The 22789-nt window shown below is 55.3% G+C and carries 20 protein-coding genes; 13 read left to right on the plus strand and 7 right to left on the minus strand.

From position 1 onward, the window contains the following. The 5 genes from LAT75_RS05750 to dnaN form a co-directional block, all read right to left on the minus strand. Complete coding sequence (locus LAT75_RS05750; protein WP_291481679.1) at positions 1–1182, minus strand: D-alanine--D-alanine ligase; 1182 nt, start codon at positions 1180–1182, stop codon at positions 1–3. Positions 1183–1306: 124 nt separating this feature from the next. Then, positions 1307–2725, minus strand: a complete 1419-nt coding sequence (locus LAT75_RS05755) for an ATP-binding protein (RefSeq protein ID WP_291481680.1) — start codon at positions 2723–2725, stop codon at positions 1307–1309. 9 nt (positions 2726–2734) lie between these two features. Next, positions 2735–3433, minus strand: coding sequence for a response regulator transcription factor (locus LAT75_RS05760; RefSeq protein ID WP_291481681.1), 699 nt, complete (start codon positions 3431–3433; stop codon positions 2735–2737). 64 nt (positions 3434–3497) lie between these two features. After that, a complete protein-coding gene (locus LAT75_RS05765) occupies positions 3498–4292 on the minus strand; it encodes an SAM-dependent chlorinase/fluorinase (RefSeq protein WP_291481682.1) in 795 nt (264 codons plus the stop codon). 48 nt (positions 4293–4340) lie between these two features. Continuing rightward, a complete protein-coding gene (gene dnaN / locus LAT75_RS05770) occupies positions 4341–5453 on the minus strand; it encodes a DNA polymerase III subunit beta (RefSeq protein ID WP_291481683.1) in 1113 nt (370 codons plus the stop codon). A 541-nt stretch (positions 5454–5994) separates the two neighbouring features. On the opposite strand from dnaN, the gene LAT75_RS05775 reads away from it, so the two are divergent. The 13 genes from LAT75_RS05775 (at position 5995) to ftsZ (ending at position 21674) form a co-directional block, all read left to right on the plus strand. Further along, positions 5995–6465 (plus strand): division/cell wall cluster transcriptional repressor MraZ, encoded by a 471-nt coding sequence (locus LAT75_RS05775; RefSeq protein ID WP_291481684.1) that lies wholly within the window; start codon positions 5995–5997, stop codon positions 6463–6465. After that, a complete protein-coding gene (gene rsmH / locus LAT75_RS05780; RefSeq protein ID WP_291481685.1) occupies positions 6462–7388 on the plus strand; it encodes a 16S rRNA (cytosine(1402)-N(4))-methyltransferase RsmH in 927 nt (308 codons plus the stop codon). Before LAT75_RS05775 ends, rsmH begins: the two co-directional genes overlap by 4 nt. Continuing rightward, the gene (locus tag LAT75_RS05785) at positions 7385–7840 is read left to right on the plus strand and encodes a hypothetical protein (RefSeq protein ID WP_291481686.1); all 456 of its coding nucleotides are present in this window, start codon (positions 7385–7387) and stop codon (positions 7838–7840) included. Before rsmH ends, LAT75_RS05785 begins: the two co-directional genes overlap by 4 nt. A 1-nt stretch (position 7841) precedes the next feature. Beyond that, positions 7842–9992 carry a penicillin-binding transpeptidase domain-containing protein gene (locus LAT75_RS05790; RefSeq protein WP_291481687.1) on the plus strand — a complete coding sequence of 717 codons (2151 nt, stop codon included), beginning with the start codon at positions 7842–7844 and terminating at the stop codon, positions 9990–9992. 3 nt (positions 9993–9995) lie between these two features. Then, complete coding sequence (locus LAT75_RS05795; RefSeq protein WP_291481688.1) at positions 9996–11552, plus strand: UDP-N-acetylmuramoyl-L-alanyl-D-glutamate--2,6-diaminopimelate ligase; 1557 nt, start codon at positions 9996–9998, stop codon at positions 11550–11552. A 1-nt stretch (position 11553) separates the two neighbouring features. Continuing rightward, positions 11554–12690: a phospho-N-acetylmuramoyl-pentapeptide-transferase gene (gene mraY, locus LAT75_RS05800; RefSeq protein WP_291481689.1), complete on the plus strand. Its 1137-nt coding sequence runs from the start codon at positions 11554–11556 to the stop codon at positions 12688–12690. Continuing rightward, on the plus strand, positions 12687–14054 hold the full coding sequence (murD, locus tag LAT75_RS05805) for a UDP-N-acetylmuramoyl-L-alanine--D-glutamate ligase (RefSeq protein WP_291481690.1): 1368 nt from the start codon (positions 12687–12689) through the stop codon (positions 14052–14054). Before mraY ends, murD begins: the two co-directional genes overlap by 4 nt. 60 nt (positions 14055–14114) lie before the next feature. Beyond that, positions 14115–15299, plus strand: coding sequence for an FtsW/RodA/SpoVE family cell cycle protein (locus LAT75_RS05810; protein WP_291481691.1), 1185 nt, complete (start codon positions 14115–14117; stop codon positions 15297–15299). Next, positions 15292–16425: an undecaprenyldiphospho-muramoylpentapeptide beta-N-acetylglucosaminyltransferase gene (murG, locus tag LAT75_RS05815; RefSeq protein WP_291481692.1), complete on the plus strand. Its 1134-nt coding sequence runs from the start codon at positions 15292–15294 to the stop codon at positions 16423–16425. The genes LAT75_RS05810 and murG overlap by 8 nt, the downstream gene beginning before the upstream one ends. 101 nt (positions 16426–16526) lie before the next feature. Beyond that, positions 16527–17915, plus strand: coding sequence for a UDP-N-acetylmuramate--L-alanine ligase (murC, locus tag LAT75_RS05820; protein WP_363320524.1), 1389 nt, complete (start codon positions 16527–16529; stop codon positions 17913–17915). Continuing rightward, entirely contained in the window at positions 17908–18753 is an 846-nt protein-coding gene (locus tag LAT75_RS05825) for an FtsQ-type POTRA domain-containing protein (RefSeq protein WP_291481694.1), read from the plus strand. The genes murC and LAT75_RS05825 overlap by 8 nt, the downstream gene beginning before the upstream one ends. A 65-nt stretch (positions 18754–18818) precedes the next feature. After that, a complete protein-coding gene (gene ftsA / locus LAT75_RS05830) occupies positions 18819–20234 on the plus strand; it encodes a cell division protein FtsA (RefSeq protein WP_291481695.1) in 1416 nt (471 codons plus the stop codon). A gap of 30 nt (positions 20235–20264) precedes the next feature. Further along, positions 20265–21674, plus strand: a complete 1410-nt coding sequence (gene ftsZ / locus LAT75_RS05835) for a cell division protein FtsZ (protein ID WP_291481696.1) — start codon at positions 20265–20267, stop codon at positions 21672–21674. A gap of 175 nt (positions 21675–21849) precedes the next feature. Here the strand turns inward: ftsZ and LAT75_RS05840 are convergent, their stop codons facing one another. Together LAT75_RS05840 and LAT75_RS15620 are read right to left on the minus strand one after the other, a co-directional pair. Then, positions 21850–22509, minus strand: coding sequence for a phosphatase PAP2 family protein (locus tag LAT75_RS05840; protein WP_291481697.1), 660 nt, complete (start codon positions 22507–22509; stop codon positions 21850–21852). Positions 22510–22665: 156 nt separating this feature from the next. Then, on the minus strand, positions 22666–22789 hold a 124-nt coding region (locus tag LAT75_RS15620; RefSeq protein WP_363320525.1), incomplete at its 5' end, for a 4Fe-4S binding protein.

Genomic DNA, 22789 nt, shown 5'->3' on the forward strand with positions numbered 1-22789 from the left:
TCAGCCTTTGCCTTTCAGACCTTTGATACCTTTAACCGCCTTTGTGCTCAGCAGGTTCGTTTCGTAGCTGCGAACGCGGCCGTTTTTCTCACGATGCCGGGCAACGGCGATATCCAGCAGTTTTTTCATGAGTTGCGGAAAGCCGATTCCGGTTTTATCCCACAGGTAAAAAGAAAAGGAGCCGGGTATGGTGTTGATTTCATTGAAATAGAACTGGCCGGTTTCGTCGTTCACCAGAAAATCGAACCGGGCCACGCCGGAGGCGTCGAGTTCGCGGAACAGCCGCAGCGACGCCTGCTGAATGGCTTCGGTGAGCGCCTCCGGAATCGGAGCAGGGATGATGCGGCTTGCCGAAGCCATACCCTTGCCGGAGTCGCCCATGTATTTGTCCTGAAAGGAGAGCAGTTCGGCCGAGCCTTTGGGCTGCTCGCACACACTCGCCTGCGCGTCGGCGGCATTGCCCAGCACCGAACAGTTTACCTCCCGCAGCGGCCGCACCGCTTTCTCGGTGAGCAGATGTGCATCGTAGCGGAAGCCGGTTTCCACAGCGCGCACGATGGCGTCGCGCCCGCTCACCACTTCCACGCCGATACTGCTGCCGAGCCGTAGCGGCTTCACCACAACAGTTGTGTCGAGGGCGAGGATTTTTTCGAGCAGTGCTTCGCTGCCGGCAGCCCATTCTACTTCGGTAAAGTCGAGGCCTTCAACTACGGGCACCCCGCAGGCCGCCGCGTGAACCTTGGCCGCGCGCTTGTCCATCCCCACCGAGGAGGCCATCACCCCGCTGCCGGTGTAAGGCAGGTTGTACTGCTCGCAAAGCCCCTGAAAGGCGCCGTTTTCACCTTCCGAGCCGTGAAAGGCCACAAGCACCACATCCACCGGCCATACTTTGGGTTTGCTGAAAAGTCCGCCCTTGCGGGTTTCGCTGAGCACCGTTCGCCCGAGGGCATCGGTCTGAAACGCGCAGGGCACGGCCTGCTGCTCAAGCGTTTTGAGGTCTTTGTACGATTCAAGCTCAAGCAGCTGCGGACCCGTGAGGAAGCGGCCGCTTTTGCTCACATACAGCGGCGTGAGGCTTAGTCCGCTGTCTTTCAGGGCGCTTGCCGCCTGAATCGCGGTTATGACCGAAACTTCGTGCTCGGGCGATACACCCCCGAAAGCAACTAAAACATGCTGAAACATAGCGTCAATAAAAAAGAAGGTTTTTTCGGGTGATGGGCTTCCGGACCTGCGGAAGCTTTCCGGGTGAGATTAAAGTTGGGAAAGAGAGGAATGAAGATGAAGTCGAAGCCGAAGCCGAAGCCGCTCAGCCTGCGGCGGGCAGGGTGAATTTCATGATGGTACCTTTGCCAGGCTCGCTTTCAACGGAAATGCGGGTTTGATGCGCATCGAGAATGCTTTTCACAACGGCCAGACCCAGACCCGTACCGCCGCTGTCGCGGGAGCGGGCTTTGTCGGTGCGGTAAAAGCGGTCAAAAAGATACGGAATATGTTCGGCCTGTATGCCGATACCGGAATCCTTCACGCTGATTTCAACCTTGCCGCCGGCCGTATTCTGCCAGCTCACCTCGATCTGCCCTTCGGAGGAGTACTTGATGGCGTTGCTGATGAGGTTATCGAGTACCTGCTCAATCTTGTTGGGATCGGCCATCACGCGGCAGTCCGCGCATCCGCTGAACCTGAGCTTCAGCTTTTTTTCATCGGCAAGGGTGCTGTAGGCCTGCTCGAGATTCTGCATCACCCTGCTTAGCACAAAAACGCGGGGATGCACGAAGTTGGGATCGAGATCGGAGCGCTGAAGCGTCATCAGGTCCTGAAAGAGCCGGTTCATGCGCTCCGACTGATTTCGGGCGCTTTGCAGGAAGCGGGCGCGTTTTTCGGCAGGGAGGTTGCTCATGTCGAGCATTTCGAGCGCACCCGAAATGGTGTGCAGCGGGTTGCGGATTTCATGGGCGATATCGGCATAAAACTGCTTCTGACGCCTGCTTGCTGCCAGCAGCTTTTCGTTTTCCTCGCGCAGCCGTTCCGACATCTGATTGAGGGAGCTTGCCAGGGTTCCGAATTCGTCGGAGCGGTTCAGCTCGATGCGGTGCTCGGTTTCGCCACCCGCGATGCGCTTGGCCGCTGTTGTGAGCTGTGTGATGGGCTTCGCCAGATAGTTGCTGAAGATGAAGCTCACAAATAAAATGATGGCGATGGAAACAAACATGCCCGAGTAGATAATCCAGCGGATGGTATGTACCGGGCGGTAAATTTCAGATTTCAGGCGGCTTACTTCTATGGTATAGCGGGAGTCTTCGAGCTGCAGGTGCAGGTTTCCGTACACGAAAACCCGTTCGTGCTGATCGCGGTAGTGCACAGCAAGGGAGGTTGCATGCATTTCGCTGAGCAATTGCTGAAGTTCGGAGGAAAGGCTGGTGTACACATCAGACTGCCAGTTTTGTGTGCGAACCGGCCGGAGAAACAGTTGCCCTTCGGCGTCGAATACGCGGATGTCGTAAATCGATTCGCGCCCGATTACGGGCAGTACTTCCGTAAGATCGCGCTCAGTTTTGCTCGTGAGCTGCAGCGTTACCAGAATCTGATTGGCATCGGCCCGCATATCCTGCTCGGCCTGATTCATCAGATAACCGCGGATGAATACGATGGAATAACTGCTGATGGCTGTAACGCCGAAAACGAGCAGCAGTACGAAGGTAATCGAGAGCTTGAACTGAATTCTCATGGCGGTGCTTTATCCCGCCATTTCCCGGTTCATGCCGTAGCCGGTACCGCGGTAGGTTTTGATGGCTTCCCCTGCTGAGCCGAGCTTGATACGAAGGTTCTTAACGTGCACATCAACGGTGCGGTCGAATACGAATTTCTGATCGTCGGAGATGTGCTCCAGAATTTCCTGCCGCGTGTAAACCTTGTTGGGCTGCTGCAGGAAGAGCTCCAGAATCCGGAACTCGGTGTGCGTGAGGTCAACCCGCTGATTATCGACCTGCACCTCGAAGTTGGTGTTATCGAGGTAAATATTGCGGAAGTGCAGCCAGCCGGAGGTACGGGCCGGCTGCCGGCGGAGCAGGCTTTTGACCCGGGCTTCGATCAGCTTAAAGCTTGCAGGCTTGGCGATGTAGTCGTCGGCGCCGGCTTCGAGACCCGAAATTTCGTCGCTTTCGCGGTCTTTGGCCGTGAGGAAAATGATGGGTACACTTGCGAGGATGGGGTTCTCCCGCATCCGCTTGCAGATTTCCATGCCGTTTACAGCCGGCACCATAATATCAAGAATGGCCATGTCGATTTTGTCGGGCCGCTGCGTGATGTACTCCATCGCCTGCTTGCCGTCGTAGGCTTGCAGTACTTCGAAGTTGTGCATTTCAAGATAGTTGGCCAGCATGTCAGCGGCTTCTTTTTCGTCTTCGAGAAGCAGAATTGCGTGTTTTACATCCACCGGAGTTTGCTTAGTTAAAGATGTGGTTTATGTGTTGGGAAAGGGAACACCGGCAGGGCGCGCATCATTTCTGATACACTACCGATACGGTCATCCCTTTGCGCACATTCAGGAGTTCGGCTGCATTGCCGTTGCGCACGGAAATTTCCAGCATACCGGAACTGCCGATCAGGGCTACGGGCTCTCCTTCGGTAACCGAGCTGTAGCAGCGGTCAACGGATTTGAGGATGGTTGTACCGGCATAAATTTTTAGTGCGGTTTGGCCGTTTTGAGGCAGCAGTTTGTGCGGAATGTTGGTGATGAGGTTGCCGTAGGTATCGATGTGGCTCACCCAGCCCTGAATGCCTTCATCATCAGAAATAGGCTGCGCCCAGCGAAAGTACAGGGGCGTTTCCACAAGCGGACCAAACCGCTCAGCGGCGATACCTGTGCTCAGATGCGCGGCTGCCGGGGCAAAAATATCGCGCCCGTGAAAGGTATTGGATACCTCAGCCAGCATGAAATCCGGATTGATAATTTCGCGTGCAATGAGCGGTTTCCCGTCGGCAATGAGGGGGAACAGCCCGTTATCCGGACCCACAAAAAAATGCCCTTCGATTTCGCAGATCAAAGGGCGGCGGGCACTCCCGACACCGGGATCAACAACACAAAGGTGTATGCTGCCCGGCGGGAAATCAAAAGCCACATTTTTAACAACCCAGGCTCCCGCCATGATGTCCTGAGGCGGGAGCGCGTGAGAAATATCAATCAGAGTTGCCCGCGGGCTGATGCGCAGAATAGCCGCTTTCATGGCGGCAGTGTAATAATCCTGGTAGCCGAAGTCGGTCGTGAGCGTTATAACAGCAGAGGTTTCACGCATGAAAGAGAGGTTGGTGAAAAGGCTAAAGGCCGCTGACCGATGGCCGGATTAGTACGTGTTCAGCATTACAGGCATAACGAGCATCAGAATTTCTTTGCCCGGCTCCTGTTCGGCAGGTTTCACGATGCCTGCACGGTTGGGAGTGGAAAACTCGAACTTTACTTCTGAGTCGTTCACATTGCTGATTACATCTGCGAGATAACGCGCGTTGAATCCGATTTCCATCGGTTCATCTGAATATTCAGCAGTGAGCCTTTCTTCGGCTTCGCTGCTCAGGTCGATATCCTCAGCTTTGATGTTGAGCTCGTCGGCTTCAAGCCTCAGACGAATCTGCCGTGTGCTCGAACTGGAGAAAATGGCAACCCGTTTTACGGTTGCGAGAAGCTCATCTTTGGTTACAATCAGCGTTTTTTCATTATCCCGCGGGATAACGGTTTCATAGTTCGGGTACTGCTGATTAATAAGGCGTGCGATAATCTGCGTGTTGCCGCTCTTGAAACTCACATGCTGATCGGTAACGCTGATCTGACACTCAAGCGAATCAAGCGATTTATTGGTGAGGTTGAGCGCTTTGTCCGGCACGATAAAATTGATGTCGAATTCGGCTTTCAGCTCATTGAGGGTAAGCTTAACAAGCCGGTGGCCATCGGTCGCAACAACTTTGCTTTGCTCGGTACCGATCTGAAAATACACACCCATCATAGCCGGGCGTAAATCATCGGAAGAAACGGCAAAGCTTGTTTTCGCAATGGCATCGCGGATAAGGCCGGTTGAGGTTTCAATAATAGTAGCCTCATCGAGCGTTGGGGTTGCGGGGAATTCATCTCCGTCTTCGCCGGCGAGGCGGTAAGAGCCTTTGTCTGTTTTAAAGAGGACGTTGTAGCGCTCATCAATAGAAAATGAAACCGGAATATCAGGCAGGGCCCGAAGGGTATCGAGCAGGCGGCGGGCCGGTACGGCAACAGAACCTTCCTCTTCAATTTCAGCGCTTACATATTCAACTATAGTAACTTCAAGGTCAGTTGCTGAAAGCTTTAATTTACCGCCTTCGCTTTCGAACAAAACCATCTCCAGGATGGGCATAGTTGCTTTGGCCGGTACGGCTCCTGCAACGGCTGAGAGACTCTTGACAAGCTCACCGCTTGAAACTGTAAATTTCATGGGAAAGAGGGAATAGGATTAAAATGGTGAATCAGAAAAAACAAATAGTTAGGCGGCCCGGAATCAGCCATAAGTCTAAATGGTAATAGTAAGAAATTAAAAAGGTGCTTCCAAACGTAATCGCGCCTGCTGCTTAAGGCTGTGAAGGGATCAGATTACCGCAATTCAGTCCGGAAATTTTGGGCAGTATCAACCCGGAAGTTGGCGCCTGAAACTAAAAAGCAGGCATTTTATACGGGAATCCGTATTTTAAGCGAACATAATTTCATGTAACGCATCAGGCAGTGCAATAAATGGATTACGAACACAGGTAAAAATATATGTGCAATTTGTGTATCGTTTTGTGGATGATGTGGGGAAAACCAAGCTGTTAATTATTTGAGGCTTAACAGAAAGGCCCTGTTCGTAAAACCTGACCGATGTGTTTTTTTTAATTTGACTATATCAACCTTAAACACCTACTTTGGGGTAGAAAGTGGGAGAAAGTGGTAGAATATCCCAAATCACTGAAAATGACACATAAACGCAGGTTTCTAAGGTTGTGGCGAGTTTCAAAGGCGAATATGAGAATGCCATTGACAACAAAGGACGTGTGTGCCTGCCTGCCAGACTGCGTAAAATTGTCAATCCCGAATTTCAGGATAAGTACACCATCTTAATTGGTAAAGAATCCTGCCTGTCTCTGTATCCGCAGGACAACTGGAAAATTTTTGAAAAAGGAATAAGCCGGCTCAACCCTGCAAATAAATTTGCAGGAAAACTCAAGCGGCGAATCATGCGAAACTCTGTTGATATCGTGCTGGACAACCAAAACCGGATTGCCCTCTCACCTAAGCAGATGGCGCACGCCGGCCTTAACGACAAAGCCATTTTTATAGGATGTAACGACCACATCGAAATCTGGTCGCCTGAGTATCTCGCTAAAGAGGATGAAGAGTTTACGGACGAAATGTTTGCCGAAACCTTCGAAAAAATTCTTGGCGCTGATGTTTTCTTACCTGACGAACAATGACAAGTGAAACCTGGCACATACCTGTTATGCCGGCCGAAACCCTTGAATGGCTGGTTACTGACTCCGACGGCGTGTATATCGATGCTACGCTCGGTGCAGGGGGGCATTCCGCGCTGCTGCTTCAGCAGTTGGGCAGCGGTGCTCAGGTTTTTGGAATTGATCAGGATGATGAAGCTCTGGCCGAAACAGCCCGCCGTATTGATGATGAGCGCCTGAAAACAGTAAAGGGCAATTTTGGGTTTATCGCTACCCTTATGCACCCCGGGCTTCACGGGAAGATTTCGGGCATTTTATTCGATTACGGCGTATCGAGCCATCAGATCGATGCACCGGAACGCGGCTTTACGTTCCGGGAAGACGGCCCCCTTGATATGCGCATGGGCAACCTCAGCAGCCTCACGGCCCGTGATGTAGTAAACACCTATCCCTTCGAAAGGCTGCGGAACCTGCTGTTTGAGTATGGCGAGGAACGACGCTCTTCGGCTATTGCCCGGCAAATTACCGAAAGCCGCCCTCTCGAAAGTACAGCCGACCTGCGCAAATGTGTAGAAGCCGTTATTCGGGGCCCTCACCTGGTTAAAAGCCTCGCCCGCGTATTTCAGGCGATTCGTATTGAGGTGAACCGTGAACTCGAAATGCTCCGCAACGGCCTCGACCAAAGCCTGAAGCTGCTCAAACCGGGCGGTCGCATTGTTACCATCGCCTATCACTCGCTTGAAGACCGGCTTGTGAAGAACTTCTTCCGTACCGGAAACTTCGGGGGTAAGCAGGAAAAAGATTTTTACGGAAATATCATCCGTCCGCTCCAACCGCTGCACAACAGGCCGGTTACGGCCGGAGATGCTGAAATTCAGCTAAACCCCCGTGCCCGCAGTGCGCGCCTTCGCGCCGCTGAAAAAAACACTGAGGAGGTCCCAAAATGAGCAGCTATGTTGAGCGGACTCCTTTCAGCCCGTCGCAGGCAGGCAAGGCTTATGAGCCTTTTGCAGGCAACCCCGCATCTGTGTTCGGGGAGCGTATGCCGGTTGCCGATACACCCGCCAAGCCGCAGGATACATTTATTACAGCAGCTGCGGCGAAAAAGCAGGCCGCGAAAAAGCAGGAAAAAAAATCAGGCGTTTTAAAAATCTACGGTATTCTGTTTGCCGTCGGTTTGCTCGCTATGGCTTACATCACCCATCAGTACGCCATGCAACAGCTGCTTGATGAGGTTGGGCAGTCGCAGCGTGAGCTGGATCGGGTTCAGATGATTCATGAGGCCCGTGTGCTGCGGTATCAGCAGCTTACAGGCCCCTCAGAAGTGTTTTCGAGAGCAAGGGCACAAGGTTTTGAACATATCGGTCCGGCCGATTTTGTAATCGAAAGGGGGCGGTAGAATGAAATCTGACCGTAACGTGCTGGCGGCACGACTTTTATTGGTTTTTGGCGCCCTGCTCATTCTGCCTGCTGCCATTCTGGTGCAGATGCTCCGCATTCAGTTTGCTGAGGGGGATGCCCTTCGCGAACTCGGAAACCTGCAAAGCACGCATCAGATTGCCATCCCGGCACAGCGCGGGAATATTTACGACATCAACGGCCGGCTGCTCGTTACCAACACTGTGAGCTACTCGGTTGCCGTTGATCCGCTGGTGACGAACCCGCAGCCGAATGAAACGGAACGCATTGCCGCTATTCTGGAATACTTCACCGGCCGAAGCCGGGCTGAGTTTTTGCGCACCATCCGGCAGGCCCCACAGGGTTCCCGATACATTGTGCTCGGGCGTGATTTTGACCGGGCCGTTTTTGACAGTCTGCGCGCACACCGCTTCCGTGGTATTATTTTGGAAGAGCGCTTCAGGCGGCACTTCAACCATGATAACATGGCATCGCACGTGCTGGGCTATGTGAACCATGAAAGCAGCGGGATGGATGGTCTTGAGCGGGCCTACAACGATTTGCTTAGAGGCCGCGACGGGCAGCAGCATGTGCGCCTCGACAGCCAGCGCAGAATCCGACAGTATGTCGGCGCTCCCAGCCGCCGGCCGCAGCAGGGGCACAGCCTCATCACAACCATTGATGCGCACATTCAGGCCATAGCTGAGGAAGAGCTTCAGGCAGGCCTGCGCCGCACAGGTGCCAGGCAGGGCACCGTAATTATTGTGCGCCCCGAAAACGGGCAGGTTGTGGCTATGGCCAACTATCCTGACTTTAACCCGAACCGGCCAGGCACCATCGGGCGCGAAACCCGCCGTAATGCCGCTATTTCGGATATGATTGAGCCGGGCTCTACTTTCAAACTCGTGACTGCTGTTGCGGCTTTCGAGCAGGGCGCCGTTCAGCTCGATGAAGTGTTTAACACTCCGGAAAGCGGAACCCGCCTCATTCGCGGGCAGCTGATGCGTGATCATATTCCGCTCGGGGATATCACATTCAGGCAGGCGATTGAGCGCTCCTCGAATATCGCAACGGCCGAAGCTGCCATGCGCCTCGACCGCGATGTGTTTTTTCAGTATGTGCGCAATTTTGGCTTCGGAGCCCTTTCGAGTATCGACCTGCCCGGTGAGGAAAGCGGGCGCCTGCGCCGCCCCCTGCACTGGAGCGGCGTAACACAGCCGTGGATGTCTATCGGCTATGAAGTACAGGTAACCGCACTGCAAATGGTGATGTCATATGCTGCAATTGCCAACGACGGCCGGCTCATGCGACCCTACGTAGTGGACCACGTAGTGGATGAGTCCGGCCGTGTGGTGCAGCAAAACCGCCCGACCGTTATCCGGCAGGCCGTTCGGCCCGAAACTGTGCGTGCCCTGCAACCCGCATTTCAGAACGTGGTTTCTGAAGACGGCACCGCCCGGCTTGCTTCCGTTGCCGGGCTTTCCATTGCCGGCAAAACAGGAACGGCACAAAAATTTATCGACGGCCGCTATCAGCAGCGGTACCGGGCTTCATTTGTTGGCTACTTCCCGGCCGAAGCACCCAAGTATGCCATGATTGTGCTGCTCGACGAACCGCAGACCAGCATCTTTGGCGGTACAACAGCCGGCATCGTTTTCCGGGAAATTACGCGCCGCATTATGGGTGTGGATCATAATGTGCGCAACCTTGTGCAGCGCGACCTTCGTGATATTGACGAGCGCCGCACCCCTCAACTTACAGGCTTACAGGCCGATAATGCCGGCAATCTTGCTGCAAGTCTCGGTTTCAGGCTTGTGGTGCAGGGGGAAGGCACCCGGGTTTCTGAACAGCAACCTGCTGCCGGGCAGCCGCTTGCTGCCGGTGAGCCGATCCGCATCACCCTGAATAACGCAGCCCGCACCGAAATTACCGAAGGCGCGCGACCGCTTGTACCCGACGTAACCGGGCTGAGCATGCGTGAGGCCTTTGCCGTGCTGCGTGAAGCCGGTTATGAAATTCAGCAAACCGGTTCCGGTACGGTTGCAGCACAGTTCCCGCAGGCCGGGGCAGTTATGCAGCGCGGCAGAGCGGTAAGCATCCGCGGCCGCGCCCCCGGAATGGATGTACTCATTAGCGACAGGGGAGGAGGGTAGCCGATGCGGAAACTGAGTTTACAGACCATCCGAGACCTCTCCAAAGCTGACCGTGAAACCGGGCAGCTTCTTGCGTTTTACAGCGGGGTGAGTGTTAATTCCGGCAAAGTGCGCGAAAACGGCATTTTTGCGGCTGTTTCGGGCTACAGTACCGACGGGCACCGTTTTATCCCGGCGGCCCTCGACGCCGGTGCGCGCCTCATCCTTACCGAGCGCAATCCGGCTGAAGTGCTCGCTGAAACCGGCCGTGATGATGTTGGGGTGATGCAGGTGCCCGAGATCCGCGCTGCCGTTGCGCAGCTTGCTTTCGCTTTTGCCGGTAACCCGCAGCGCCGGCTCAGAATTGCGGGCATTACCGGTACCAACGGCAAAACGACCGTGAGTACGCTCGTGCATCAGGCGCTTACGCAGCTCGGCTACACCGCCGGACTGATGGGCACCATCTCGATTGCCGTGGGCAGCCGCAGTACCGAAAGCCGGCTCACGACCGGCGACCCGGAGCAGATTGCATCGGCCATGGCCGATATGGCGGAGGCCGGCTGTACCCATCTCGTGATGGAAGTCTCCTCCCATGCCCTTGATCAGAAGCGCACCGACGCCCTGTCGTTTGATGTGGCGGCCTTCACCAACCTCAGCCACGATCACCTGGACTATCACAAAACCGAGGCGGCCTATGTGCAGGCCAAAAAGCGGCTTTTTGACGGGCTCAGCGAAGATGCCGTTGCTGTGGTGAATGCCGATGATGCGCACACCGCTGAGATGGTGCGCGATTGCCGCGCCTCTGTCTGGGAGCTCAGCCTGAAAGACAGCAGCCTGAAGGTGCTGCGCAGCGACGCCGCCGGAATTGTGCTTGAAATTGATGATACCCGCATTGAATCGCCCCTGAGCGGGCATTTCAATGTGTACAATGTGGCCATGGCCTGGCTCATTTTGCGCGCCTTTGGCTGTGCGCCTCAGAGCGCTGCAGCGGCACTCTCGGCATGCCCCGGCGCCCGCGGCCGTCTTGAGCGCGTGCCGCAGCCGCAGCCTGAACAAGCCGGAAGCCCGGCTGAGGGCACAGGACCCATCACCCTGAAGCTCCCGGAAGTTTTTGTGGATTATGCGCACACGCCCGATGCCCTTCGCAACGTGCTCGAAACCCTGCGGGCGATTGCCGGTCCGCGCGAGCTCAGCGTCGTTTTTGGCTGCGGAGGCGACCGCGACAAAACCAAGCGCCCGGTGATGGGCCGCATTGCCGCCGAACTGGCCGATGTGGTTGTGATCACCTCCGATAACCCGCGCACGGAAGATCCGGCGCAGATTATCGCCGAAATTGAAGCCGGCATCAGCAGGGCAGGTGTGCTTACCGAGGCCGACCGGCGTAAGGCCATAGCCTCCGCCATCGCGCAGGCGCAGCCCGGCAGCATCGTGCTTATCGCCGGCAAAGGGCACGAAACCTATCAGGAAATAAAGGGGGTCTGCTACCCGATGGACGATGCCGCCCTCGCAGCGGAAGCCCTGAAGGCGCGCGCAGCCCGCACCGGAAACACTCACCAAAACGCCCGCCAAGAGGAGGCTTAAGATGCTGTATTTGCTGCTTGAATACCTCCGTCAGGAGTTTGGGGTGCCCGGTTTCGGGGCCTTCGGATTTATTACCGTGCGCGCGGCAATGGCGGCGGGTATGGCGCTGATTATCAGCATTGTGTTTGGCAAGCGCATCATCCGGCTGCTGCAGCGGCTGCAGCTCGGGGAAACCATCCGCGAAGATATCGGCCTCGACAACCACAAGTCCAAAGCCGGAACACCGAGCATGGGCGGCCTCATCATTATTCTGGCAGTCGTAGTGCCAAGCCTGCTGTGGATGAACCCCTCGAGCGTGTACAAGTGGCTGATACTATTTGTTGTAATTGGCCTTGGGGCCGTTGGGTTTCTGGATGATTACATCAAGATCATCAAAAAAAATAAAGACGGACTGATGGCGCGCTTTAAGCTGATCGGGCAGATTGCCGTAGGCTTGGTGCTGGGTTCGTTTCTTTATTTCTACCCCGCTTTCAGCGATTATAACACCATCACGACGGTTCCTTTTCTGAAGGATGTGAACCTGAACTATGCCATTCTGGGCGACGAGCTGGGATGGCTGATTTACATCCCCGTGGTCATTTTCATCATTACGGCCCTGAGCAACGCGGTGAACCTCACTGACGGACTCGACGGGCTTGCGGCTGGCACTACCGCTATTGCGGGTATGGCGCTTGGCGTGCTGGCCTACGTTTCGGGCCGGGTCGATTATTCGGGATACCTCGATTTGCTGTTTCTGCCCGGTGTGGGCGAACTGGCCATTTTCTGCGCTGCACTGGTCGGTGCCTGTTTCGGATTTTTGTGGTACAACACCTATCCCGCGCAGGTTTTCATGGGCGATACCGGCTCGCTTGCGCTGGGCGGTACCATCGGCGCTGTTGCCCTGATGGTACACAAGGAACTGCTGCTGCCGGTGCTTTGCGGCGTATTTCTGATGGAGACGGTTTCAGTAATTATTCAGACTACCTACTTCAAATACACCAAAAAACGCTACGGCGAAGGGCGGCGGGTTTTCCTGATGGCACCCATCCATCATCATTTCGAAAAACAAGGCTGGCAGGAACCCAAAATCGTGGTCCGCTTCTGGATTATTGCCGTCATGCTGGCCGTATTCACCATTATAACCCTCAAATTGCGATGAAAGAGATCAGCGGTAAAACTATTGTGATTGTTGGTGGCGCGCGCAGCGGTGTTGCGGCAGCTGTTTTGCTGCACGGTATGGGCGCTACTGTGTTCGTGACCGATGCCGGCTTTCTTTCGGAGCAGTCGAGGGCGGTGCTGACCGAAAAAGGTATTCCGTTTGAAGAAAAGGGGCACTCAGACCGGGCTAAGGTGGCTGATTTTGCGGTAGTGAGCCCCGGCGTGCCCGATGAAGCTCCGTTGATTCAGTATTTCTTTTTCAACGATATAAAGGTGTACAGCGAAATGGAGGTGGCCTGCTGGTTCAGCAAGAGTCCGCTTACAGCAGTGACCGGAAGCAACGGTAAAACCACTACAACGAGTTGGATGCGCCATTTGTGGGAAACCGCGCAGCGGCCGGCCCTGGTTGGCGGAAACATCGGCGTACCGGTTTCCGAGCTGGTACATCAAACGGCTGCCGATAAGGACCTCATCCTGGAAGTGAGCAGTTTTCAGCTCGATCATATCCGGAGCTTTCGCCCGCGGGTGAGCATGATTCTCAACATCACCCCGGATCACCTGAACCGCTATCAGAACAAGTTTAAGTACTACGTGGCTTCCAAGATGCGCATCATCCGGAATCAGCTGCCATCCGATTTCCTGATTTACAATTACGACGACCCCGTACTCAAAGAGCAGATCGGCGTGATCGGTGTAAGGCCCGACGGCCCGGCGCGGATTCCGTTTTCGCTCACAGAAGAGCCCGAAACCGGCGCTTTCCTGCGCGATGATCATATTGTGCTGCGATTCGACGGGCAGGAAGAGGTGCTGCTGCATAAGGATGAGGTGAGCCTGCGCGGCCGCCATAACCTGGCCAACAGCATGGCCGTTGCCCTCGCCGGGCGCCTCAACGGCATTGCTTCGGAGCACATCCGGCAGAGCCTGAAAACTTTTGAAGGCGTGGAGCACCGCCTTGAGCAGGTACGCATCATCAACGGGGTGCGCTACATCAACGACAGTAAGGCAACCAATGTGAATGCCGTGTGGTACGCGCTTCAGGGCATAAAGGCACCGGTTGTGCTGATTCTCGGCGGTCAGGATAAAGGCAACAACTACCGCGAACTCACTGATCAGCTCAAGAAAAAAGTGCACAGCCTCATCGCCATCGGCGAGGCACGGGCGGCCATCCGCGAGCAGGTTTCGCGGGATGCGCTCTACTTTTTTGAGGCAGAGAGCATGAAGGAAGCAGTGCAGATTGCAAGCCGTCAGGCCCGTAAGGGCGAAGTGGTGCTGCTAAGTCCGGCCTGTGCTTCCTTTGATATGTTTGAAAATTATGAACATCGCGGAAGGGTCTTCAAGCAGGCCGTAATGGCGCTGCCGGAATAGCCAGAAGCTGAGACCCGGCCCGGAAAGCCTTCCCCCGAAAAACACCATCACAACTGTTTCATGAGTACTGCAACCCCACATACCGGCTTTGGCAGCATCCCCTCCCCTGAGGCGGAGGATACCGGCATGCGCAGTGGCAGTGACGGTGTGCTGCTGTTTTGCGTGATTGCCCTGATGGTTTTCGGCTGTCTGGCTGTTTACTCATCCATCGCTTATTTCGCTGAGAACAGGGGCGAGACGGCCGGTGCTTTTTTATTTAAGCACGGCTTTAAGCTGAGCCTGGCTTTCATCACCATGTTTGTAGCGGCCAAGGTGAACTATCGCATCGTGGCCGAATGGAGTAAGGTGGTGTTGATTGTGAGCTGGGTGCTGCTGATCTGGGTGAGCTATAACGGGGTGGAAGTACACGGTGCAAAGCGCTCGCTAAGCCTGGCCGGCGTGGCGTTTCAGCCGTCGTCGGTGGCGATGGTGGCTTTGCTGATGTATCTGTGCCACATGATGTTCCAAAAAAGGACCTATATCGAAGATTTTGGCAAATCCTTTTTCCCGGCTCTGTTCTGGATTTGCGGTACGGCCCTTTTTGTGGGTCTGGAAGATTTTTCGAGCGCGGCTCTTATACTGCTGCTCAGCTTCATTATGATGTTTGTGGGCAGAATGAGTGTGAAGCATCTGGGGCTGCTGGTGCTAAGCGGTGCGCTGCTGGGCGGGCTGCTGGTTTCACAAACACAAGAGCGCCAATCGCGGCTCAACAACTATGTGAATCAGGTTCTCAACATTCAGAGCAGTCAGCTGGTGGGCAATCCCGGTGGCTATCAGGCGCAGCAGGCGCACATTGCTATAGCGCGTGGCGGCCTTTTGGGTGTTGGTGTGGGCAAAAGCACACAGCGCGACTTTCTGCCGGCTCCTTACAACGATTTTATTTATGCCATTATAGCCGAAGAGTACGGCCTGCTCGGTGCATTTGCACTGCTGCTGATTTACGTGGTGATTCTGATCCGCGGCGTCATTTTTATTGCAAACCGTGCCCGCGACGACCTCGGTGCCTACATGGCCATGGCCTGCACGATCACCATTGTGGTGTATGGGCTCGTGAATGCGGCCGTTGCGACCGGTCTTTTTCCGGTTACGGGGCTGCCGATGCCGTTTATCAGTTACGGAGGTACGAGCATGCTCACTGCCGGATTTATGATGGGCGTTTTGATGAATATTTCCAAACACCGCCGGGAGGAGCATGAAGATGCCTGAGCAAAAATGGACCTTTCTGCTGAGCGGCGGCGGTACCGGCGGACACGTGTACCCGGCCATCGCCATTGCTGACGCCCTTCGTGAGCGCATTCCTGATGCGGTGATCCGCTTTGCCGGCTCGCCTGAGCGCATCGAGTGGAAAGCTGTGCCCAAAGCGGGCTACGGGATTTCGCCCATCTGGATCAGCGGCGTACAGCGTCGGCTCACCCTTTCGAACCTGCTGGTGCCGGTAAAACTGCTTGTGAGCCTGTTCCAGAGCCTGGTCATCATCCGGCGGCTGCGTCCGCATGCGGTTATCTGCACAGGCGGCTATGTGTCGGGTCCGGTAGGGTTTATGGCAGGACTGCTCGGCGTGCCCCTTTTCCTGCAGGAGCAGAATGGCTACCCCGGCGTAACGACAAGGCTGCTCGCACGCTTTGCCCGGAAAATTTACCTCGCCTTTGCCGGTGCCGATGAATGGCTGCAAAAATCGAAAGATAAGCTACGCCTCACCGGAAACCCGACCCGGCGGGATATTGTGGCTTCGTTTGAAGGGGAGCTTACAGAAATGCCTTACGGCATGGAAAAGGGCCGGCGGACACTGCTCGTACTTGGTGGCAGCGGCGGGGCAAAAGCCATCAATGATACGGTGGTTGCACACCTCAAAAGGATGCACGACGATATGCAGCTGCAGGTTTTATGGCAGTGCGGCCCGGCCTACTACGAAAAACTAAAAGCTGAAACCGACCCTGAACGCTGGCCCCGCGTACACCTCACGCCCTTTATCGACGATATGGCTGCGGCCTACAAAGCCGCCGACGTCGTTTTTGCCCGCGCCGGTGCCGGAACCTGTACCGAGCTGCTGATTGCCGGAAAGCCTTCCATCCTGATGCCTTCACCACACGTGGCCGGCAACCATCAGTTCCACAACGCGGCCGATATGGTAGGCCTCGGGGCTTCCATCATGATGGAAGATGATGAAGGCCCGCAGGTGATGGCCGATTTTCTCAACGATATTTTTGTGGAAAAAGGCCGCATGGGTAAAATGCAGGCCGCAGCCCGTGAAGCTGCAAAACCAAAAGCCGCTCAGCTCGTGGCAACCGACATTCTGAACACCATCATCCCCCTGTACCCCCCGAAACGATGATTTCCTTTATGGCTCAAACGAATCCTAATACTGAATCTGAATCTGCTGTGAACAAGAAAATTATTCCGCAGCCTATTTTTGGCAATACCCGCCACATACACATGGTGGGCATTGGCGGCATTGGCATGAGCGGCATGGCCGAGATTCTGATTCGCCGGGGATACAAAGTGAGCGGCTCTGACGGGGCACAGTCAGAAACAACCGAGCGCCTGGAAAGTATTGGCGCCAAGGTGTTTATCGGGCATGAGGCCGCAAATATTGAAGGTGCCGATGTGGTGGTTTACACAAGCGCTGTTCAGGCCACCGAAAACGTGGAAACCCGCGCGGCCCTTGTACAGCGCATCCCGACTATCAAGCGGGCGGAGATGCTCGCCGAGCTGATGCGCATGAAATTCGGTATCGGTATTGCCGGTACGCACGGCAAAACGACAACGACGACCATGGCCGGCCATGTGGTACAGCGCGGGGGCTTTGACCCGACCATTATTGTGGGCGGGCGCGTGCACAGCTTCGACAAAACCAATGCCGTAGTAGGCGGAGGCGACATCATTATTGTAGAGGCCGACGAGTACGACCGCACCTTCCTCAAGCTTTCGCCCTCTATGGCGGTGATTACCAACATTGAAGCGGAGCATCTTGATATTTATGAAGATGTGGACGACATCAAACGCGCTTTTCTGGAGTTTGCCAACAAGGTTCCGTTTTACGGCTCGGTGATTTTGTGTCTTGATGATGAGGAAGTGCGCAGCATCCTTCCGGGTATTGAGCGCCGCACGCTCACCTACGGCTATACGCCTCAGGCAAGGCTGCGGCCGTCCAAAACCGAGCTTACCGGCCTCACCACAAGTTTCGATGTGAAACTCGACGGTGAAAAGCTTGGTCGTGTAACCATAAATGCGCCCGGTGAGCACAATGTGCGCAATGCGCTTGCCGCGGTAGGGGTGGGCCTTGAGCTGAATATGAATTTTGAGGATATCGCCGCCGGACTCGAAACCTACAGCGGGGTTTTCCGGCGTTTCCAGTCTAAATACGATGACGGCGATATCATGGTGGTTGATGACTACGCGCATCACCCGACAGAGGTGAGCGCAACGCTCTCCGCGGCCCGCAAAGGCTGGCCCGACCGCCGGATTGTGGCCGTGTTTCAGCCGCATCTGTACTCGCGCACCCGCGACATGTGTGAAGAGTTCGGCTCGTCGTTTTTTGATGCCGATGTGATGGTGGTCACCGATATTTACCCTGCCCGTGAAAAGCCGATCGAAGGCGTAACGGGGCAGCTTGTGGCCGATGTGGCCGCGCGCTACGGTCATCGCGATGTTCATTTCGTGGCCGATAAGCGCGAACTGCCGTCAGCTTTGCGGGGCATTGTACAGCCGGGCGATCTTGTGATAACTATGGGCGCGGGCGACATTTATAAATACGGCGAGCTGTTTGTACAGTCTCTGAAGCTCAAGCTTAAACCGGGCGCAAAGGAGGTTCAGGATGAGTAAGTTTATTTATGATACACCGGAGCCGGAACTGCCTGAAAGCGGGGCTCAGGGCGTGATGCCATCCCCCGAACCTCCCAAAAAGCGCAGCCGAAAGGGCAAAGCTAAAGGGAAAGGGAAAGGTGATTTTCTGAAGGGGTTGATGTATCCGGCGGCGCTGCTGCTGCTCGTTGCGGCTTCGCTCGCGGCTTCGTGGCTGCTGCAGGGCCATAGTGTGGTGCAGCAGATTGAGGTGCATGCGCCCGGTTTCACCTCTGCGGAACAGGTACTGGCGCAAAGCGGCCTCACGCAGGGGATGTCTGCCGATGGAGTGCGTCCGCTGGAAGTTCAGGAGCGTATCGATGCGCTGCCGTGGGTGGCTGAAAGCCGCGTGCGCCTGCTGCCCGGTGGCAGGGTGCTCGTGGATGTGCGCGAGCGCAACCCGCTCGCCCTGTTGGTTTCCGGCAGCCGAACCATGCTTGTGGATGCTGAAGGCATGGCGCTGCGCATCCCTGCCGGCTACATGCCTGACCTGCCCCTGCTGTACGGTTTCAGCCTGCCGGAGCATGGCAACAGGCTGCAGGCACCGGAATTTGAGGCCCTGTCTGAATTTCTGCAGGCGCTGCAGCAGGCGCCGGTGGCAGGCATGAAAATCAGTGAGGTAGGCTGGCACCCTGAAGAAGGCGTGATTGCGCTGAGCCGGGAGAACGCTGTGCGGCTGGTATTCGGTGCCGGCGATTTCCCGGAAAAAGTGGACCGCTGGGAACAGTTTTACCGGCAGCTTGCCCCGGTGAAAGGCATGGCGGCCTTCACCCGGCTTGATTTCCGGTTCCGCAATCAGGTAGTTGCCCTGCAGTCCTGAATCTGAATGAATGAATGAATGACCAAAACCCAAAAACCCATCACCCTTAGCGACACTCTTACGAAATGAATATTGAACAAAAAGAAGAACAAATTGTGGTTGGCCTTGATATCGGCACAACTAAAGTGTGTGCGATCGTGGCCTCGGTTAATCAGGACCGGACCATCAACATTCTTGGTGTGGGGAAGGCACCGAGCGACGGGCTGAACCGGGGGGTTGTGGTCAATATCGATAAAACGGTGAATGCCATCCGAACGGCCATTGAGAAGGCTGAGCTGGCTTCGGGCATTCGTGTGCGGGCCGTGAACGTGGGTATTGCAGGCGATCATATAAGCAGCATGCGCAGCCGGGGTGCGGTTACCAACACCAATCAGGACTCTGAAATTACAGCCAAAGACGTGGAGCGCCTGCTCATTGATTGTCAGCAGGTAATGCTGCCTGCGGGTCAGCAAATCATACACGTGATTCCGCAGGAATATATCGTGGACGGGCAGGACGGCATCACCGACCCTATCGGGATGTGCGGCATCCGGCTGGAGGCCAATGTTCATATCATAACGGGCATGGTGTCTGCCATCAAAAATATGTACCGCTGTGTGGAAAAAGCCGGCTACAAAGTGCAGGACATGATCCTGGAGCCGCTGGCATCCTCTTTTGCGGTACTTGAAAAAGATGAAAAAGAAGCCGGCGTTGTGCTGGTTGATATTGGCGGAGGCACCACGGATATCGCCATTTTCAAAGGCAATACCATCCGCCATACTGCGGTATGTGCCATTGCGGGACAAAAAGTTACGGATGATATCAAAGACGGCCTGAGTATTCTGGAAGATCAGGCGCACCGCCTTAAGCACGAGCACGGCCATGCCTGGGCGGATTTGATAGATGAAGAGCAGGTGATACCGGTACCCGGCATAGCCGGCCGGCCGCCAAAGGAAGTCAGAAAAACCATACTGTCGGGCATCATTCAGCCAAGAATTGAGGAAATTCTCGAGATCGTTGGTATTGAAATCAAGCGCAGCGGGCTGGGCAATCAGCTGAGTGCGGGCGTGGTGCTCACCGGGGGCGGTTCTCTCATAAAGGGGATTGTGCCGCTTGCTGCCGAATACCTGGGGCTTGATACCAAACTGGGCATACCCCGCGGGCTAACCGGCGGCCTGATTGAAGAAGTGAACAGCCCGATCCACAGTACAGGGGTGGGGCTTGTGATGCATGCTTTCGAGAGCGCGCAGAATGCCTACCTGGCACAGATGAATCCGATGTCGGCAGCCAGGCCTCACGGATCAGCAGCAGCAGACAGCGGCCAGCGTAACGGCCATGCTGCAGGAACAACTGAAACTAACAAACCCGAAACCCTATCACAAAACGACACTACAGCACCCGCAGCAGCCGGGGATCCTTCGCAGGCAGGCGAAAAGCAAATGGCTGAAAGTCTGATGCAGAAAATTACGAAGCAGATGAAAATCTGGTTCAGAGAGATTTAACAAACAGAGAAACCAATCAGGGAAAACGTTATGGAAACGAATCAAAACGGAAACACAGCTTCAAGATTTGTATTCGACAGCGAAAGCGTCGATAATGCGAGAATTAAGGTTATTGGTGTAGGCGGCGGCGGCGGTAACGCCATCAACACAATGATTGCCAATGGCCTGAATAACGTGGAATATATTGCTCTGAATACCGACAGTCAGGCTCTGAATAAAAGCAAGGCCGACCGCGTAATTCAGGTTGGTGCAAGCCTTACCAGCGGTCTTGGTGCCGGTGCCCGCCCCGAAGTGGGTCGGGAAGCGGTAGAAGAAAACCGCCACGAAATTGAGGATGCCATCGAAGGCTCCGACATGATTTTTGTAACAGCAGGCATGGGCGGCGGTACAGGTACAGGCGGAGCGCCTGTAGTAGCCGGCATTGCCAAGCGCAAAGGCATCCTTACGGTAGGCGTGGTAACTACACCTTTCGAGTTTGAAGGCAAACCCCGCATGCGCTACGCCATGGAAGGCATCAAAGAGCTGAAGAAAAACTGCGATACCCTTATCGTGATTCCGAATCAGCGCCTGTTTGAAGTAAGCGAAGAAAACACAACCCTGGTTGAAGCTTTCAAAATGGCCGATGATGTGCTGCTGAACGCGACCCGCGGTATCTGCGACCTGATTCTGATGCCGGGTATTGTGAACGTGGATTTTGCGGATGTGCGCACAACCATGCTCGACGGGGGCGCGGCCATTATGGGCTCGGCTTCCGCTTCCGGTACCGATCGTGCCGAACTGGCTACGCGGCAGGCCATCAACTCGCCGCTGCTCGACGGCCTGAGCATCCGCGGTTCCCGCAACGTGCTGCTGAACATCTCCTCCAGCAGTCAGCTGAAGATGAATGAAATTAACCTTGCCACCAAAATTATTCAGGATGAAGTCGGAGAAGATGCCGAGATTATCTGGGGTACCGTGCTCGATGAGGAATACGGCGAGGAGCTTCGTATTACGGTGATTGCTACCGGTTTTGAACTCAGCAACGGCGATGCCAAAACCAATCTCGTACCGGGTCGCAAAGTGGAGCCGGGCTACACTGCCAAAGCAGAAAACGGCGAGAAGAAAAAAGTCGCTTTGCCGGGGCTGCCGGGCATGGCTCCTAAAGCACCCGGTTTTAAAATGAATGCCGCAGCCACGAATGCCGCGCCGCTGCCTTCACCGCAGCGCTTTAAGCGGCAGGATGATACGCCGGCTGACGATAAATACTACAAAGGCGAAGATAACCTCAAAAAGCTCGATACGCCGGCTTTCACCCGGCGCAAGGCCGTTGTTCGTAAACTGAACGAAGAAGGCGTTTCCCGCGACGATGACCGCCCGGCTGACGAGAGCGGGCAGTCGCGCTTTAACATTAAAAAAGCAGGGGGCGATCAGCCTCCGTTTCTGCGTAATCTGATGGACTAAAAGATCCGCAGTTTGCTCTGAACCCCTGATTGCTAAACCCAAAAAGAACAAGGATTTCCTGGTCCGTGCCGGGAAATCCTTGTTTTGTTTACAGGGCATGAGACTAAAGGCCCGCGGATTATGCTGGCCTCAGAACCGCACGATACACTGTCACTCCGGAAAAAACGGAGTTATGTTATAGCCGCTCTTCCGCCAGGTTTGCAAAAAGCTGTGCCCAGTACATCACGAGTCCGCCCAGCCAGATACCTGCCAGCACATCAGCGGGGAAATGCTCGCCCAGCACAAGGCGGCTGCTCAAAATCAGCACCGTGAGCATAACAGCAATAACCCGGTATGAAACCTCCTCCCGCAGGGCAAAAACCGCGGCGCAGGCCGCCGTTACTGCCGTTGCGTGACCCGAGGGGAAAGAGTTGAAGCTGCGTTCGGTCTGAAAGCCGAAAAATCCCGTATAGCCCTCCGTGAACAAAACGACCGGCCGCGCCCGCCCGATCGAAACCTTCAGCAGCAGGGTGAGGATCAGGCTCACCAGCACGCCCCCGAGCAGAATCACCGTGCGGTCGGTTTCGATGCGCTCCCCCTGCTGATGAAGGCTGTAGGCGTGCATCCCCAGAAGTCCGGCCGTACCGGCAAAAATCGTGTAGGGGTTGATGTACAGCGCCAGCAGCCGTAGCCCCTCATGCCAGACCGTGTACTCCATGCTGCTGAAAAAACGCACAGCCGGCACATCAGCATAGCTTACGAGCGCGACGGTCATAAACAGCAGGGCGAAGGATGCCATAATGCTGTTTCGGATGACGACAAGCGCAGGATTCTGATAGCGGGAGGAGGGAGACAAAACGGCGAAAAAAATTGAAGTTCATCAAAAAGAAAAGCCCTGCCTGAAGGTATCAGGCAGGGCTTTAAAAGGTAAGACAGATTCCGGAATCCTGAAAGGGCGGCTGAGCCGCAGTGGGTTCTGATTTCCGGATTCAGATTTAAAGGACACCCGGCATCAGCCGAAATTCCATTTCACGCCGCGGCCGATTTCCGGGTCGGGGTAGTGCCATTCCACCGCGCCTTTGTCGCAGGCGTACATGCAGGTGCCGCATTCGATGCAGTCTTCAAACTGAAAATGC

The sequence above is a fragment of the Cyclonatronum sp. genome (genome assembly GCF_022565315.1).
GTDB lineage: Bacteria > Bacteroidota > Rhodothermia > Balneolales > Cyclonatronaceae > Cyclonatronum.

Coding starts and splice junctions, on each gene's coding strand:
- LAT75_RS05750 (WP_291481679.1), bottom strand. CDS start 1,182: ATGTTTCAGCATGTTTTAGTTGCTTTCGGGGGTGTATCGCCCGAGCAC.
- LAT75_RS05755 (WP_291481680.1), bottom strand. CDS start 2,725: ATGAGAATTCAGTTCAAGCTCTCGATTACCTTCGTACTGCTGCTCGTT.
- LAT75_RS05765 (WP_291481682.1), bottom strand. CDS start 4,292: ATGCGTGAAACCTCTGCTGTTATAACGCTCACGACCGACTTCGGCTAC.
- dnaN (WP_291481683.1), bottom strand. CDS start 5,453: ATGAAATTTACAGTTTCAAGCGGTGAGCTTGTCAAGAGTCTCTCAGCC.
- rsmH (WP_291481685.1), top strand. CDS start 6,462: ATGACAAGTGAAACCTGGCACATACCTGTTATGCCGGCCGAAACCCTT.
- LAT75_RS05785 (WP_291481686.1), top strand. CDS start 7,385: ATGAGCAGCTATGTTGAGCGGACTCCTTTCAGCCCGTCGCAGGCAGGC.
- LAT75_RS05790 (WP_291481687.1), top strand. CDS start 7,842: ATGAAATCTGACCGTAACGTGCTGGCGGCACGACTTTTATTGGTTTTT.
- LAT75_RS05795 (WP_291481688.1), top strand. CDS start 9,996: ATGCGGAAACTGAGTTTACAGACCATCCGAGACCTCTCCAAAGCTGAC.
- mraY (WP_291481689.1), top strand. CDS start 11,554: ATGCTGTATTTGCTGCTTGAATACCTCCGTCAGGAGTTTGGGGTGCCC.
- murD (WP_291481690.1), top strand. CDS start 12,687: ATGAAAGAGATCAGCGGTAAAACTATTGTGATTGTTGGTGGCGCGCGC.
- LAT75_RS05810 (WP_291481691.1), top strand. CDS start 14,115: ATGAGTACTGCAACCCCACATACCGGCTTTGGCAGCATCCCCTCCCCT.
- murG (WP_291481692.1), top strand. CDS start 15,292: ATGCCTGAGCAAAAATGGACCTTTCTGCTGAGCGGCGGCGGTACCGGC.
- murC (WP_363320524.1), top strand. CDS start 16,527: ATGGTGGGCATTGGCGGCATTGGCATGAGCGGCATGGCCGAGATTCTG.
- LAT75_RS05825 (WP_291481694.1), top strand. CDS start 17,908: ATGAGTAAGTTTATTTATGATACACCGGAGCCGGAACTGCCTGAAAGC.
- ftsA (WP_291481695.1), top strand. CDS start 18,819: ATGAATATTGAACAAAAAGAAGAACAAATTGTGGTTGGCCTTGATATC.
- ftsZ (WP_291481696.1), top strand. CDS start 20,265: ATGGAAACGAATCAAAACGGAAACACAGCTTCAAGATTTGTATTCGAC.